13 protein-coding genes are annotated in these 14,873 nt (G+C 71.6%); 5 read left to right on the top strand and 8 right to left on the bottom strand.

Features of this window, described 5'->3' with window-relative positions:
• Window positions 1-3: 3 nt before the first annotated feature.
• The 5 genes from FHU40_RS24035 to FHU40_RS24015 form a co-directional block, all read right to left on the bottom strand.
• Window positions 4-336, bottom strand: coding sequence for a small basic family protein (locus FHU40_RS24035; protein WP_183595025.1), 333 nt, complete (start codon window positions 334-336; stop codon window positions 4-6).
• Complete coding sequence (locus FHU40_RS24030; protein WP_183595024.1) at window positions 333-1,196, bottom strand: DUF881 domain-containing protein; 864 nt, start codon at window positions 1,194-1,196, stop codon at window positions 333-335. Before FHU40_RS24030 ends, FHU40_RS24035 begins: the two co-directional genes overlap by 4 nt.
• The gene (gene clsA, locus FHU40_RS24025; protein WP_183595023.1) at window positions 1,189-1,788 is read right to left on the bottom strand and encodes a cardiolipin synthase ClsA; all 600 of its coding nucleotides are present in this window, start codon (window positions 1,786-1,788) and stop codon (window positions 1,189-1,191) included. The genes FHU40_RS24030 and clsA overlap by 8 nt, the downstream gene beginning before the upstream one ends.
• 244 nt (window positions 1,789-2,032) lie before the next feature.
• Window positions 2,033-3,082 carry a hemolysin family protein gene (locus FHU40_RS24020; RefSeq protein WP_183595022.1) on the bottom strand — a complete coding sequence of 350 codons (1,050 nt, stop codon included), beginning with the start codon at window positions 3,080-3,082 and terminating at the stop codon, window positions 2,033-2,035.
• A complete protein-coding gene (locus tag FHU40_RS24015) occupies window positions 3,079-4,443 on the bottom strand; it encodes a hemolysin family protein (RefSeq protein ID WP_183595021.1) in 1,365 nt (454 codons plus the stop codon). The genes FHU40_RS24020 and FHU40_RS24015 overlap by 4 nt, the downstream gene beginning before the upstream one ends.
• Window positions 4,444-4,692: 249 nt before the next feature.
• Here FHU40_RS24015 and FHU40_RS24010 point away from each other — a divergent pair, with 249 nt between their 5' ends.
• From FHU40_RS24010 to FHU40_RS29760, 3 genes are all read left to right on the top strand, one after another.
• Window positions 4,693-6,135, top strand: coding sequence for a DUF1800 domain-containing protein (locus FHU40_RS24010; protein ID WP_183595020.1), 1,443 nt, complete (start codon window positions 4,693-4,695; stop codon window positions 6,133-6,135).
• Window positions 6,136-6,140: 5 nt separating this feature from the next.
• Window positions 6,141-7,388 (top strand): DUF1501 domain-containing protein, encoded by a 1,248-nt coding sequence (locus FHU40_RS24005; protein ID WP_183595019.1) that lies wholly within the window; start codon window positions 6,141-6,143, stop codon window positions 7,386-7,388.
• Between the two features lie 131 nt (window positions 7,389-7,519).
• Window positions 7,520-8,575, top strand: a complete 1,056-nt coding sequence (locus tag FHU40_RS29760) for a dihydrodipicolinate reductase (protein WP_183595018.1) — start codon at window positions 7,520-7,522, stop codon at window positions 8,573-8,575.
• A gap of 141 nt (window positions 8,576-8,716) precedes the next feature.
• Here the strand turns inward: FHU40_RS29760 and FHU40_RS23995 are convergent, their stop codons facing one another.
• Together FHU40_RS23995 and FHU40_RS23990 are read right to left on the bottom strand one after the other, a co-directional pair.
• Window positions 8,717-9,820 (bottom strand): NAD(P)H-dependent flavin oxidoreductase, encoded by a 1,104-nt coding sequence (locus tag FHU40_RS23995; protein ID WP_183595017.1) that lies wholly within the window; start codon window positions 9,818-9,820, stop codon window positions 8,717-8,719.
• A 12-nt stretch (window positions 9,821-9,832) separates the two neighbouring features.
• Window positions 9,833-11,494, bottom strand: coding sequence for an acyl-CoA synthetase (locus FHU40_RS23990; protein WP_183595016.1), 1,662 nt, complete (start codon window positions 11,492-11,494; stop codon window positions 9,833-9,835).
• Window positions 11,495-11,539: 45 nt separating this feature from the next.
• Here FHU40_RS23990 and FHU40_RS23985 point away from each other — a divergent pair, with 45 nt between their 5' ends.
• Both FHU40_RS23985 and FHU40_RS23980 read left to right on the top strand, forming a co-directional pair.
• Complete coding sequence (locus FHU40_RS23985; RefSeq protein ID WP_183595015.1) at window positions 11,540-12,355, top strand: crotonase/enoyl-CoA hydratase family protein; 816 nt, start codon at window positions 11,540-11,542, stop codon at window positions 12,353-12,355.
• Between the two features lie 118 nt (window positions 12,356-12,473).
• Complete coding sequence (locus tag FHU40_RS23980; protein WP_183595014.1) at window positions 12,474-13,292, top strand: phosphatase PAP2 family protein; 819 nt, start codon at window positions 12,474-12,476, stop codon at window positions 13,290-13,292.
• Here the strand turns inward: FHU40_RS23980 and fadD8 are convergent.
• Window positions 13,251-14,855 (bottom strand): fatty-acid--CoA ligase FadD8, encoded by a 1,605-nt coding sequence (fadD8, locus tag FHU40_RS23975; protein WP_183595013.1) that lies wholly within the window; start codon window positions 14,853-14,855, stop codon window positions 13,251-13,253. The genes FHU40_RS23980 and fadD8 overlap by 42 nt on opposite strands.
• Window positions 14,856-14,873: the final 18 nt, after the last annotated feature.

The raw sequence follows: 14,873 nt of genomic DNA, 5'->3' as shown, positions 1-14,873 counted from the left end.
GGATCAGGCGTGGAAGAGGTGCCGCCGGATGGCGGCGACGTTGGAGAAGATCCGGATGCCGAGGACGACGATGACGCCGGTGGACAGCTGTCCCCCGACGCCCAGCTTGTCGCCGAGGAAGACGATGCCCGCGGCGATCACGACGTTGCTGACGAACGAGACCACGAACACCTTGTCGTCGAAGATGCCGTCGAGGTAGGCGCGCAGCGCGCCGAAGACCGCGTCGAGCGCGGCGACCACGGCGATCGGCAGATAGGGCTCCAGCCAGTTCGGCACGTCCGGCTGGAAGACGATGCCGAGCAGGATGCCGGCGAGGAGCCCGAGAGCGGCGATCACGGCGCGGTCTCCTTCCCGTGCTTGATGCGGTTCTGCTCCGCGGTGCCCTTCACCGCGTAACGCAGACGGAGCTGCCGCTGGGTGGCGGCGGGCAGCGTGACGTCGTCCACATTCTGTCGCTTGACCGAGAACCCGAGGACATCGGCCACGTTGGTGAAGGCCAGGCCGCTCGAGGTGTCGAGCAGGTCCGCCGGCAGCGTCTTGTTGTCGCCGATCGCCGAGACGACGTACGGCGGCGACATCGGCGGTGGTCCGTTGAGGTTGATCGCCGCCCCGGAGTTGTGCAGCGCCGACCGCGCGGTCAGCCGCTTGCCGTTGATGGCGACCGCCTCCGCGCCCGCCTCCCACAGCCCGTTGACCAGCAGCGCCAGGTCCTCGCCGCGGACCGTCTCCCCGTCGGGAGCGTCGTCGACGGTGATCACGACGCCCGGACCGCTGACGGCGCCGAAGCCGGTCGTCGCGGCGAGCCGCTCGGTGCGGTTCTCGGCGCTCTGCGCGTTCTCGGCGGCCGACTCGTACTTCGTCTGCAGCCCGACGATCAGCTCGCGCAGTCGCACGATCCTGGTCTGCAGGTCGGCGGCCTCCGCGCGCTGGTCCTCCATCCGCCGCAGCAGCGAGTCGCGGTTGGCGTCGTTGATGCCGGAGGACGCCGAGGTCTGCACCGCCGCGATGGTCACCAGCACACCGAACGCCGCCACGACCACCGCCGCGGTCCAGTGCGAACGGCGCCCGGTGGGCGCCGGCTGCCGGGACGCGGCCCGCCGGTCGGCGACGTGCTGGTAGTCCTCGTCCATCGACTCCTGGGTGATCAGGGTCAGCAGCGGGGTCCGGGCGCGGTCGGATGTCGGGGCGTCAGGCATCGCTCACCGCTCGGCGTCGCTCGGTGGTGCGCAGCAGGGTGCGCACCTGCCAGGCGTAGAGCAGCCCGGCCCACCAGTAGAGCCCGATCCCCCAGATCGCGAACGCCCAGCCGAAGACCTGGGCCAGCGTCGCGACCGTGCCGTCGCCGTCGCCGAGCAGCAGCAGCGGGAAGGCGTAGAGCAGGTTGAACGTCGCCGCCTTGCCGAGGAAGTGCACCGGCAGCGCGCTGTAGCCGCGGGTGCGCAGCAGCGGCACCAGGCCCCACAGCAGCAGGTCGCGCAGCGGCAGCGAGAGCGCCACCCACCAGGGCACGATGTCGCGCAGCGCGAGGCCGACCACGACCGCGAGGATGTAGAGCCGGTCGGCCACCGGGTCCAGCACCTGGCCGAGCACGGAGGTCTGGCCGAGCCGGCGCGCGAGGTAGCCGTCGAGGAAGTCGGTGATGCCCGAGAGCGCCAGCACGCCGAGTGCGAGCAGGTCGGCCTCGGGTCCCAGGACCAGCCAGAGGAACAGCGGGACGCCCGCCAGCCGCAGCGCACTGAGCAGGTTGGGCAGCGTCCAGACGCGGTGTCGCGTCGCGTCGTCTCCCACCGTGCTCCCGCCTGCGCTTCTCCGGGGTGCCTAACGAGGCACACCCTAGTGGCGTGCGTTGGAAGTTGTTAAACGGTTGGCGTGCTCAGGGTGGGTGCGCTGCCAGGCGCCGGAGCGCCGCCATACCCGCTCGTCTCGCAGGCGACGGCAACGCCGCAGAGCGCGTGCCATGAGTGCGCGAAGCGCACCAGAACTTCTGACGCACGGCACCAACCGCCGAACGGCGGCCCGCCCGACTCCCGGGTCAGACCGGCTCGTCCTGATGCGCGGCGTCGCGGATCTCCCCGACCAGCTCCTCGATCACGTCCTCGAGCGTCGCGAGCCCGAGCGTCGTGCCGTCGGGGCCGACGACGCGCGCCATGTGGGCGCCGCGGCGCTGCAGCTTCTCCAGCGCGTCGTGCAGCGCGTCGGTCGGGGCGACCGGAGCGAAGGGCCGGATCCACTTGTCCTGGACGACCCGGTCGCGCCCGTTCGGGTCGGTCTCGATGACGTCCTTGATGTGCAGGTACCCGACCAGGTCGCCGTCGGCCCCGGTGACCGGGAACCGGCTGTAGCCGGTGGCGGCGCACACCGACTCGACCTCCGCGACCGACGAGCCACGGCGCACGGTCGTGAGGGACTCCGACGGCATCAGCACGGCGGACACGGTCTTCTCGGTGAAGCCGAGCGCCCCGGCCAGCCGGTCGTACTCGTCGCTCTCGATCATGCCCTCGCCGTGCGACTCCTCCACCAGCGCCGCCACCTCCTCGCGGGTGTACGTCGAGTTCACCTCGTCCTTGGGCTCGATCCGGATCAGCCGCAGCATGCCGTTGGCGATCGCGTTCAGCCCGACGATCAACGGGCGCAGCACGGTGACGATCGCGTACATCGGCGGGCCGAGCACCAGGGCCGCCCGGTCCGGGCCGGCGAGCGCGATGTTCTTGGGCACCATCTCGCCGAGCACGACGTGCAGGAACACGACGATGCCGAGCGCGATGACGAACGCGATCGGGTGCAGCAGCCCGTGCGGCACATGCAGCGCCTCCAGCAGCGGCGCGATCAGGTGCGCGACCGCGGGCTCGCCGACGGCACCGAGGCCGAGGGAGCAGATGGTGATGCCGAGCTGGGCGCCGGCCATCATCAGCGACACGTGCTCCATCGCCCGCAGCGTCGTCCGCGCCAGGCGGGAGCCGTCCTGGGCGCGCGGCTCGATCTGGCTGCGTCGAGCGGAGACCAGCGCGAACTCGGCACCCACGAAGAACGCGTTGAGCACGAGCAGCACGACGGCCAGCAGGACCGCGGTCACGTCGTTCACGAGTCGCTCCCCTCGCCGCCGACCAGCTTCAGCGAGAGCCGGTCGATGCGCAGCCCGTCCATCCGCTCGACGGTGAGCACGGCGAGCCGCTCCCGGGGCTCGTACTGGTCGGCGTCGTCGGCCGCGCTGCGGTCGGGTACGACGATCTCGGCGACGTCGCCGATCTTCGGCACCCGGCCCAGCGAGCGGAGCACCAGGCCGGCGATCGTGTCGTAGTCCTCGTGGTCGGGCAGCTCGATGCCCGTCGCTCCCTCCACCTCGTCGGGCCGCAGCAGGCCCGACAGCGACCAGCCGCCGTCGCGGAGCCGGCGCGCGCTGGCGTTGAGCCGGTCGTGCTCGTCGGAGATGTCGCCGACGATCTCCTCGACGACGTCCTCGAGCGTGACGGTGCCGGCGAACCCGCCGTACTCGTCCAGCACGACCGCGAGCTGGAAGCCGTCCTTGCGCAGCAGCGCCAGCAGCGGGTCGAGCCGCAGCGAGTCCGGCACCAGGATCGGCTTGGCCATCAGGTGCTTGACCTTGGTGGTGGCGCGCTCGCCGACGGGCAGCCCGACGGCGTTCTTGACGTGCACGGTGCCGACCACGGTCTCGTCGGTGTCGAGCACCGGGAAGCGCGAGTGGCCGGACTCGCGGGCGCGCTCGATCAGCGTGGTGGCCCGGTCGTTGACGCCCAGGGTCGTCGTCCGCACCCGGGGCGTCATGATCTCGCCGGCGGTCCGCGCCCCGAACTCCACCGACCGCTCCATCAGCTCGGCGGTCTCGACGTCGAGCGTGCCGAGGGTGGCCGAGCGCTGGATCAGCGAGGCGAGCTCGGAGGAGCTGCGGGCGGAGCGGAGCTCCTCCTGCGGCTCGATCCCGAGTCGGCGCACGATCGCGTTCGCGGAGCCGTTGAGCACCCGGATCGGCCCGCGGGCCACGGCGGTGAAGGCGCTCTGGAAGCGCTCGGTCGCGAGCGCGACCGCCATCGGCTTCGCGATCGCCAGGTTCTTGGGCACCAGCTCGCCGAAGATCATCGTGAGCACGGTGCTGAGCGAGAGCGCGATCGCGATGGCCACCGGCCGCACCGCGCCCTCGGGGACGCCGAGGTCCGCGAGCGGCTGGTCGATCAGGTCGGCGATCGCCGGCTCGGCCAGGTAGCCGATGGCCAGATTGGTGATCGTGATGCCCACCTGGGCACCGGAGAGCTGGGTCGACAGCGAGCGCAACGCGCCCTGCAGGCGACGCGCCCCGCCGTCACCGGCCGCGGCGGCGCGGTCGACCTGGCCGCGGTCGACGGTGACGAAGGAGAACTCGGCCGCGACGAAGACGCCGCACGCCGCAATCATCAGCAGGGCCGTGGCGATCAGGATCCACGTGGTCATCGGAGGGGCTCTCCCTGGTCAGGGGCCGGGGAGAGCCGGGGACTTTGAGAGCCGTCCATGGCTGGGTTCGAGAGTTCCTCACGGGAGGCGAACAGGTCCCGACGAATGTTACCGGCGCACCGGTCGCCGAGAACACTCGGCACAGATGCGGCGCATCGCGGCCCCGACCCCCTACCGTGGTCTGGACCACGGTCCGCGGCCCTCTCGGGATCAGGTCTCGTGTCCCCCTGCCAGACCGGAGTCCGCCCCATGCCCGAGCTGCTGTCCCCCGCGGCACGCCACCTCGTCGGCCGGTTCTCGTACGGCGTCACACCGGCCCTGGCCCGCGACGTACGCCGGGCCGGGGGCGCCGGTGCCTGGTTCGAGCAGCAGCTCGCGCCCGGGCGGATCCACGACGGCGCCGCCGACCGCCTCCGCGGCTGGTGGCCCAGCCTCGACCGTGGTCCGACCGATCTCTGGAAGCGGCAGGACCGCGGGATCGAGGGCGGCTGGGAGGTGATGGCCGACTACCAGCGCTGGGTGCTGCTGCGCCGGATGCGGTCGCGCCGCCAGCTGCACGAGGTGATGACCGAGCTCTGGGAGCACCACTTCCACGTGCCGGTGAACGGCGACGCCCAGTTCACCTGGCGCTCCGACTTCGGCACCGTGATCCGCCGGCACGCCCTCGGGCGCTTCGACGAGCTGCTGCGGGACGCCGTGACCCATCCCGCGATGCTGATCAGCCTCGACAACGTCAGCTCCACCAAGAGGTTCCCCAACGAGAACCTCGGCCGCGAGCTGCTCGAGCTGCACACCGTCGGCCGCGGCGCCTACGACGAGCGCGACGTCAAGGACTCGGCCCGCATCCTCACCGGCTGGACCGTCGACATGTGGGAGACCTTCCGGCGGCAGTACGACGAGGAGGCCCACGCGCGCGGCCGGGTGCGGGTGATGGGCTTCCGGCACCGCAACGCGTCGGCGAACGGCCGGGAGGTCACCCGGAGGTACCTGCACTACCTGGCCCACCACCCGGCCACGGCCCGCACGGTGGCCCGCCGGCTCGCGACCAAGTTCGTCCGCGACGAGCCGCCGGCCGAGCTGGTCGCCGAGCTGGCCCGGGTCTACCTGCGCCACGACACCGAGATCCGCCCGGTGCTGCGCGCCCTGGTCGACTCCCGGGCGTTCCGCAGGTCGGCCGGGTCCAAGGTCCGCGACCCCGGCGAGGACCTGGTCGCGACGTACCGCGTGCTGGGCATCGACGTCCGCCGGCCGCCTGCGGGCGCGGCCGGCGACAAGCACGCCGCCAACCAGCTGCTCTGGCAGGTGTCGGGCATGGGCGTGGCGCCGTTCTCGTGGCCGCGGCCCGACGGTCAGCCGATCGACAGCGTGTCGTGGTCGTCGCCGGCCCGGCTGATCGCGTCGATGGAGGTGCACCAGAGCCTCGCCGCCGGCTGGTGGCCCAGCGTCGGTGTCCGCTACCGGCGGCCCCGGGCGTGGCTGCCGAGCGACACGGTGCGGTTCGAGGAGCTGGTCGACGACCTGTCGCGCCGGATCCTGCACCGCCGCGCCACGCCCCGCCTGCTCCAGGCGTGCTGCCAGGCCACCGGCTGCCGGCCCCGCGAGCGGATCACCGCCGACCACCCCCTGGTGCGTTGGGGGATGTACCGGCTCCTCGCGACCCTCCTCGACTCCCCCGCCCACCTGACCCGGTGATGACGATGACGACTCCTGACCAGTCCCCCTGCTGCGCCGAGTTCGCGGCCGTCTCCCGGCGCGGCCTCCTCTCGGGCGCGGTCGCGCTCGCCGGTGCCACCACCCTGGTCGGCTCGGCGGCGGTCACGACGTCCGCCGCCGCTGCCGGCCCGGCCACGTCGGTGCTCGTCGTGCTGTCGCTGCGCGGCGCCGCCGACGGGCTGTCGCTGGTGGTGCCGCACGCCGACCCGGCGTACTACGCCGCCCGCCCCGGCATCGCGGTGCCGGCCGACCGGCTGCTGGCCCGCGACGGCATGTTCGGCCTGCACCCCGAGCTCGCGCCGCTGCTCCCGCTCTGGACCGAGGGCCGGCTCGCCGCCGTGCACGCGACCGGCCTGCCCGCGCCGAACCGCTCGCACTTCGCCGCCATGGAGGAGGTCGAGGACGCCGATCCGGGGTCGTCGGTGCGCAGCGGCTGGCTGAACCGCCTGATCGGCGCGACGCCCGGCCGCTCGCCGCTCGACGGGCTCAGCCTGGGCGGCGGGGTCGCCCCGACCTCGCTGTTCGGGCCCGAGCCGACCATGTCGGCCGGCGCGGTCGACGACGTGTCGCTGCCCGGCGAGGGCGACGACGACCGCGGCCGGCGCCGGGCCTCGCTGCGCACCCTCTGGGAGCACGACCGCTCCCCGCTGGCGCGCGCGATGCGCTCGACGTACGCCGCGGTCGACGGGTTCGGTCCCGCGAAGGCGGCCGCCGACAACAGCGCGAGCTATCCCGCGACCGACCTCGGCCGCGCGCTGGCCGAGGTCGCCCGGGCGATCCGCGGCGACGTCGGCATCGAGGTCGTCACCGTCGACCACGGCGACTGGGACATGCACTCCGGCATGGGCTCCGCCGACGGCGGCTGGCTGGTCGACAACACCCGCGAGCTGGCGGGCGCGATCGCGGCGTTCTTCGGCGACCTGGGCGACCAGGCCGCGAAGGTCACCCTCGTGACGATCAGCGAGTTCGGCAGGCGAGTGGTCGAGAACGCCAGCCGCGGCACCGACCACGGGTACGGCAACGTCATGTTCGTCGCCGGCGCGGGCGTCAGGGGCGGCCGCTACTACGGCTCCTGGCCCGGGCTCGGCACCGGCCCGGACGCCGACCTGCTGGTGACCACCGACTACCGCAGCGTGCTCGCCGAGATCGTCGCCACCCGCTTCGGCGCCTCGACGGCGGCGGTCTTCCCGCGCTTCGCACCGGAGGCGGTCGGTGTGATGTCGTCGCTGTGAAGCGGTGTCGCGACCTTCGTCGTCGCGGCGAGGTTCATCGTCCAGGCGTGAGAAACGTCGGCCGGCCGACGAAACTCCCCACGCCGCCCGACCCATAGACGAGAACACGTTCTACCTGCGAGGGTGAGCCCGTGCGCGTCATCCAGTGGGCCACCGGCAGCGTCGGCAAGGCCGCCATCGAAGGCATCCTGCTCCACCCGGAGCTCGAGCTGGTCGGCTGCTGGGTGCACTCCGAGGAGAAGCACGGCCGCGACGTCGGCGAGCTGATCGGCGGCGAGCCGCTGGGCGTGCTAGCGACGTCGCGCATCGACGACGTACTCGCCCTCGACGCGGATGCCGTCCTCTACGCGCCGCTGATCCCCAACCGCGACGAGGTCGCCGCGATCCTGCGCTCGGGCAAGAACGTGGTCACCCCGGTCGGCTGGTTCTACCCGACCGAACGCGACGGCGCCCCGCTCGCCGCGGCCTGCGCCGAGGGCGGCACCACCCTGCACGGCACCGGCATCAACCCCGGAGGCACCACCGAGCTGCACCCGCTGATGTTCTCGGCGCTGTCGTCGGGGGTGACGTTCGTACGCGGTGAGGAGTTCAGCGACATCCGCACCTACAACGCCCCCGACGTCGTGCGCCACATCATGATGTTCGGCGGCAAGCCGGAGGATGCCATGGGCGGGCCGATGCTCGGGCTGCTCTCGGGCGGCTTCGTGCAGTCCGTGCGGATGTGCCTCGACGTCCTCGGCTTCTCCGCCGACGCCGACATCCGGACCTCCCAGGAGGTCGCGGTCGCGACCGCCCCGATCGACACGCCGATCGGCGTCATCGAGCCCGGATTGGTCGCCGCGCAGCGGTTCGTCTGGGAGGCGCACGTCGGCGACGCGTGCGTGATCCGGATCGCGGTGAACTGGCTGATGGGCGAGGAGCACCTCTCCCCCGCCTGGAGCTTCGGCCCCGAGGGAGAGCGCTTCGAGGTCGAGGTGCTGGGCGACCCCGACACGTTCGTCACGATCAAGGGCTGGCAGCCCACCACCGTCGCGGAAGGCCTGGTGCGCAACCCCGGCGTGGTCGCCACGGCCATGCACTGCGTGAACTCGATCCCGTACGTCGTCGCCGCCGAGCCGGGCATCCGCACCTACCTCGACCTGCCGCTGATTGCCGGCCGGGCGCACCCGGACCTGCGCGGTGGTTGAGCTGCTCCGGAGCGGTGGTTGAGGTGCTCCGGAGCGAGGGACGAGCGGAGGAGCCTCGAAACCCCGCAAGCCGAGAACCAGCCTTGAGAGCGAGCTCGTAGCGCTGCTCACCGGGTTTCGAGGCCTCAACCACCGGCGGCTCTACTTCCGGATCGACTCCAGCCGCGAGACGGCGTCCTCGAACTCCGCGATCAGGCCGGCCATCACCTCGGCGACCGGCCGGACCTCGTTCATGCGACCGACGATCTGCCCGATCGGCATCGAGATGACGTCGGGGTCGCCGGAGGCGTTGATCCGGTTGTGGGCGTCGGCGACCAGGAGGTTCTGCAGCGGCATCGGCAGCGGCTCCGGCGCGTCCTCCTCGGCCCACGCCTCGGTCCACTTCGTCTTGAGCAGCCGGGCCGGCTTGCCGGTGTAGATCCGGGTGCGCACCGTGTCCGACGACGTGGCGCGCGTGAACGCCTCGGTCCACCCGGCGTTCGACTGGAGGTTCTGGTACTCGCTGGTGCCCAGCCAGATCGAGCCGGTCCACACGCCCTGCGAGCCGAGGGCGAGGGACGCCGCGATCTGGCGACCGGAGCCGATGCCGCCGGCGCCGAGCACCGGCACGTCGGGCCCGACGGCGTCGACGATGTCGGGCTGCAGCACCATGCTGGCGATCTCGCCGGTGTGGCCGCCGGCCTCGTAGCCCTGGGCGACGATGATGTCGACGCCGTTGCGCACGTGGGAGACCGCGTGCTTGGCCGCGCCGGCGAGAGCGGCGACCAGGATGTCGTGCTCGTGGCACTTCTCGATCACGTCGACCGGCGGCGAGCCGAGTGCGTTGGCGATCAGCACCGGCCGGTGCTGCAGCGCCACGTCGAGGTGCGAGCGCGCGACCGAGTGCAGCCAGCCGAGCACGCCCTCCCGGCCCTCGCCCTCGGCCAGCGGCGGTACGCCGAGGCGCTGCAGGGTCCGCTCGACGAAGGTGATGTGCTTCTGCGGGATCATCGCCTGCAGATCGACCGACTTGCCCTCGGTCGGGATCTTCATCGGCATCACGATGTCGACGCCGTACGGCTTGCCGTCGGTGTTGTCGTCGAGCCAGCTCAGGGTGCGCTCGAGCTCGTCGGTGTCGTTGAACCGGACGCAGCCGAGCACGCCCAGGCCACCGGCCCGCGACACGGCGGCCGCGACGTGCTCGGACGGCGTGAAGGCGAAGATCGGGTAGTCGATCCCGAACCGGTCACAGAGAGGGGTGCGCATGGTGCTCCCGGGTCAGACGCTGGTCGGGTCGACGGTCGCGGCCTTCGCGGCGAAGCCGGCGATCGCGATGTCCTTGGCGGCGGGGTACTGCGCCTTGCCGGCCGCGTTGCGCGGCACCCGGTCGACGATCGTCAGCGAGCGCGGCAGCTTGTAGCCGGAGAGGAACTCGCGCAGGTAGGTGCGCAGGTCCTCCAGCTCGAGCGACTGGCCCTCGCGCAGCTCGACGACCGCGGCCACGGCCTGGCCGAACTTCTCGTCCGGGATGCCGACCACGAGCACGTCGTACACCGACGGGTGCCCCTTGATGGCCATCTCGACCTCTTCGGGGTAGACCTTCTCGCCGCCGGTGTTGACGCAGTTGGAGCCGCGACCCAGCAGCGTGAGCCGGTTGCCCTCCTCGATGCGCGCGAAGTCGCCGGGCACCGAGTAGCGCTCGCCGTCGATCACGAGGAACGTCGCCGCCGACTTCGCGGGGTCCTTGTAGTAGCCGACCGGCACCGAGCCGCCGCGGCCGAGGCGTCCGGTCTTGCCGATGTCGGTGGCCGGGTCGAGCAGCCGGTTGTTCTCGTCGAGCACCACGGCGTTCGGTCCGATGCCGATCACCGGGCCGTCGGTCGAGATGTTGTTGGGGTCCTGCAGGCCCATCCCCGAGAAGCCGGTCTCGGTCGCGCCGACGGAGTCGGTGAAGATCGAGTTGGGGAAGGCCGCCATCCAGCGCGCCTTCACCGGCGGGCTGAAGATCGCGGCGCTGCTCGAGATCGCGACCAGGTTGGCGCAGTCGTACGCCGTGCCGGTCGCGGCCTTCTCCTCGAAGGCCTCGATGAGCGGGCGCGCCATCGCGTCGCCGGTCATGAAGATCAGCTGCACCTTCTCCTTCTCGATCAGCTCCCAGGTGCGGACCGGGTCGAACTTCGGCTCGAGGATCGTGAGGTGGCCGGCGAAGAGGTGCATGAGCAGCCCCGACTGCGCGCCGCCGTGCATCAGCGGGCTGAGCGGGAAGGTGACCATCCGGGGGTCGGTCGCCTGGCGGGACTGGGCGAACTCGTCCTGCGGCTCCCCGGTGTAGAAGTCGATGCCACCGCCGAGCACCCGCCACCAGTCCTCCTGGCGCCACATGACGCCCTTGGGGAAGCCGGTCGTGCCGCCGGTGTAGATGATGTGGATGTCGTCGGGGCTGCGCTCACCGAAGTCGCGCTCGGCGCTCTGGCCGGCGATGGCGTCGTCGTAGTGCACCGCGCCGTACGACGAGAAGTCGGAGCGGTCGTCGGGGTCGAGCGCGTCGTCGACGACGACGGCGGTCGTCAGCCGGTCGTGCTTGTCCCAGATCGCCGCGACCAGCGGGGCGTAGGAGCGCTCGTGGATCACCGCGACCACGTCGGCGTTGTCGAAGAGGTAGTTGAGCTCGCCCTCGACGTAGCGGTAGTTCACGTTGATCATCACCGCGCGGATCTTCACGATCGCGAGCATGGCCACGACGTGCTCGATGCTGTTCTTGGCGTAGATCGCCACGTGCTCACCCGGCCCGACGCCCTGCGCGGCCAGGTAGTGCGCGAGCCGGTTGGCGTCGGCCTCCAGCTGGGCGTAGGTCACTGTCCGGTCCCCCACCTTGAGCGCCAGGTTGTCGGGGGCAGCGTCGACGGCGTGTTCGAAGAGGTCAGCGATGTTGTGAGCCACGACGCGAGACTAGAACACGTTCTCGTTCTTGGCTAGGCTCCCGCCATGACCAGCGCCGATGTCCAGTCCGGGACGACCCCGGAGCCGCACTGCCTCGTCGAGCAGGACGGCCACAAGCTCGTCGTCACGATGAACCGCCCCGAGGCGCGCAACGCCCTCTCCGGCGAGATGCTGGCGATCATGGAGGAGGCCTGGGACCGCGTCAACGACGACGACTCGATCCGCGCCTGCATCCTCACCGGCGCGGGCGGCTACTTCTGCGCGGGCATGGATCTCAAGGCCGCCACCAAGCGGTCGCCGGACGAGAGCTTCAAGTCGGGCTTCGACCCGTCGGTGCTCAAGGGACTGCTCAAGGGGTTCCGGCTGACCAAGCCGCTGATCGCCGCGGTCGAGGGGCCTGCCATCGCGGGCGGCACCGAGATCCTCCAGGGCACCGACATCCGGATCGCCGGCGAGTCGGCGCGCTTCGGCATCTCCGAGGCCAAGTGGAGCCTCTACCCGATGGGCGGGTCCGCCGTCCGCCTCCCCCGCCAGATCCCCTACACCGTCGCGATGGACCTGCTGCTGACCGGCCGCCACATCAAGGCGCCGGAGGCGCGGGAGATCGGCCTGATCGGGTACGTCGTCCCCGACGGCGGGGCGCTCGCGAAGGCCCACGAGGTCGCCGACCTGATCTGCGCCAACGGCCCGCTCGCCGTCCAGGCGATCCTCAAGACCGTCCGCGACTCCGAGGGCCGGCACGAGGAGGACTGCTGGGCCGCCGACGCGAAGGTCGGCATGACGGTCTTCGCCTCCGACGACGCCAAGGAGGGGCCGCGGGCGTTCGCGGAGAAGCGGGCGCCGCAGTTCCGCGGGCGCTGAGGTCGCGTCGAGACACCTGAGATGGCTGCTGGGGCAGCGGTAGGGCAGCCATTCCAGGTGTCTCGACGGTCTCGGACGCGCCGACGTCGCACCCGAGGGCACCTGCCAGAATCCTCCGGTGCCGTGGCCGACCTGGGAGCAAGCCGTCGTGGCCGCGGCCCTCAGCCTGCTGCTCGGACTCGTGCTGCGCCGCCGGCCCTCCCGGCTGACGGCGTACGTCGAGCCCGCCGCGGCCGAGTTCGCCCTGGTCGCGGGCCTCTACGCGGTGTGGCGGCTGGCCCGGATGCTGCCGATCGCGTCGACCGACGGCGCGCTCCGGCGCGCCCACGAGATCGCCAGCCTCGAGCAGGCCCTGCACCTGCCCGCGGAGCTGTCGCTGCAGCTGTTCGTGCTGCGTCACGATCGGCTCGTCGACCTGTCGGCGTGGTACTACGCGAGCCTGCACGTGCCGGCGCTGATCGCCTTCCTCGTCTGGCTCTTCTATCGCCACCGCGACCACTACCCGCACTGGCGCAACGCGCTCGCGCTGGTCACCGCCGGCTGCCTGGTGATCCGCTTCGTCCGGGTCGCCCCGCCCCGGTTCCTCGGCGAGCTCGGGTACGTCGACCTGACCCACTTCTCGGGACCGTCGGTCTACAGCGCCGACCCCACGACCGGCGTGTCCGACCAGTTCGCGGCGATGCCGTCGATCCATGTCGCGTGGGCGGCGGTGGTGTCCCTGGGCATCGTCGCGGCGAGCACGAGTCGCTGGCGCTGGGTCTTCCTGCTGCACGTCGTGCTGACCATGCTCGTCGTCGCCGCGACCGGCAACCACTGGTGGCTCGACGGCGTCGTCGCCCTCGCCCTGCTCTGGGTCGCGCTGGCGCTCGACACCGCCGTCCGCACCCGCCTGCGATCAGCCGACCGCCCGGTCTCCGGTCCAGAACTGCGCCCGTAGCGCCTTCTTGTCCGGTTTGCCGAGCCCGGTCAGCGGCAGCGAGTCGGCCACGATCACCTGCTTGGGCGCCTGCACCGAGCCCTTGCGGTCCTTGACCAGCTGCTGGATCTCGGCGGTCATCGCCGCGATCGACTCCTCGTCGCGCGGGGCGTCGGAGCGCAGGACGACGATCGCGGTGACCGCCTCGCCGAACTTCTCGTGCGGGGTGCCGATGACACCGACCTGGGCGATCGCGGGGTGCTCGGCGACGACGTCCTCGACCTCGCGCGGGAACACGTTGAACCCGCCGGTGACGATCATGTCCTTGGTGCGGTCGACGATGTACCAGAAGCCGTCCTCGTCCTCGCGGGCCACGTCGCCGGTGTGCATCCAGCCGTCGCGGAAGGTCTCGGCGGTCTCGTCGGGCAGGTTCCAGTAGCCGCCGGCGAGCAGCGGCCCGGCCACGCAGATCTCTCCCGGCTCCCCCACCGGGACCGGCTTGCCGTCGTCGCCGAGCAGCGCCGTACGCACGAACGCCGACGGGCGCCCGCAGGAGGCGAGCCGACCGGCGCCTCCTGAGACGTGGTCGTCCTTCGCGAAGTAGGTGATCGCCATCGGCGCCTCGGACTGCCCGTAGTACTGGGCGAAGATCGGGCCGAAGCGGTCGATCGCCTCCTGGAGCCGCACCGGGTTGATCGCGGAGGCGCCGTAGTAGACGGTCTCCAGCGACGACAGGTCGCGGGTCTGCGAGTCGGGGTGGTCCATCAGCGCGTAGAGCATCGACGGCACCAGCATCGTGGCGGTGATCCGCTGCTCCTCGATGGTGCGCAGCACCTCGGCCGGATCGAACTTCGCCAGCACGTAGAGGCAGCCGCCCTTGAGCACGGTCGGCACGAAGAACGCCGCGCCGGCGTGCGACAGAGGGGTGCACATCAGGAAGCGTGGCGACTCCGGCCACTCCCACTCCGACATCTGGATCTGGGTCATCGTGTTCATCTGTCGCGACAGGCCGATGACGCCCTTCGGCTTGCCGGTCGTGCCGCCGGTGTAGGTGATCGACACGACGTGCTCCGGGTCGAGCGTCTCCGCCTCCAGCGGAAGTGGGTCGAACGACGCCGCCGCCGCGACCAGGTCGTGCCCGACGTGGGCGAGCTCCGCGGGGACCGGCCCGATCGTGAGGATCTTCTCCAGCTTCGGGCAGCGCTCGAGCAGCCCCAGCGCCCGCTCGACGAACATCGGCACCGGGTCGATGGTCAGCGACGTGATCTCCGCGTCGTTGATGACGTAGGCGTGGTCGTCGAGCGAGCCCAGCGGGTGCAGCGAGCTGCGCCGGTACCCCTGGGTCTGGCCGGCGCCGAGGATGAACAGCACCTCGGGCCGGTTCAGCGCGAGCAGCGCGCCGGCGGTGCCGCGGCCCGCGCCCAGCGCCTCGAAGGCCTGGACGTACTGGCTCATCCGCTCCGCGGCCTGGCCACCGGTGATCGTGGTCTCGCCCAGGTACATGACCGGCTTGTCGCGGTGCCGCTTGAGAGCGGAGACCATGAGATGGCCGTTGTGGGTCCCGACTCGCATGTCTGCCGTCATGGACCCGAGACTAGAACG

Source organism: Nocardioides soli, from assembly GCF_014191495.1.
Classification (GTDB): domain Bacteria; phylum Actinomycetota; class Actinomycetes; order Propionibacteriales; family Nocardioidaceae; genus Nocardioides; species Nocardioides soli.
The sequence above is the reverse complement of the archived record's forward strand: the minus strand, read 5'-3'. Positions and strand labels throughout refer to the sequence as shown.

Bases quoted from the DNA above. Each gene is read 5' to 3' on its own strand.
- FHU40_RS24030 (WP_183595024.1), bottom strand. From the start codon at position 1,196: ATGCCTGACGCCCCGACATCCGACCGCGCCCGGACCCCGCTGCTGACC.
- FHU40_RS24015 (WP_183595021.1), bottom strand. From the start codon at position 4,443: ATGACCACGTGGATCCTGATCGCCACGGCCCTGCTGATGATTGCGGCG.
- FHU40_RS24010 (WP_183595020.1), top strand. From the start codon at position 4,693: ATGCCCGAGCTGCTGTCCCCCGCGGCACGCCACCTCGTCGGCCGGTTC.
- FHU40_RS24005 (WP_183595019.1), top strand. From the start codon at position 6,141: ATGACGACTCCTGACCAGTCCCCCTGCTGCGCCGAGTTCGCGGCCGTC.
- FHU40_RS23995 (WP_183595017.1), bottom strand. From the start codon at position 9,820: ATGCGCACCCCTCTCTGTGACCGGTTCGGGATCGACTACCCGATCTTC.
- FHU40_RS23985 (WP_183595015.1), top strand. From the start codon at position 11,540: ATGACCAGCGCCGATGTCCAGTCCGGGACGACCCCGGAGCCGCACTGC.
- fadD8 (WP_183595013.1), bottom strand. From the start codon at position 14,855: ATGACGGCAGACATGCGAGTCGGGACCCACAACGGCCATCTCATGGTC.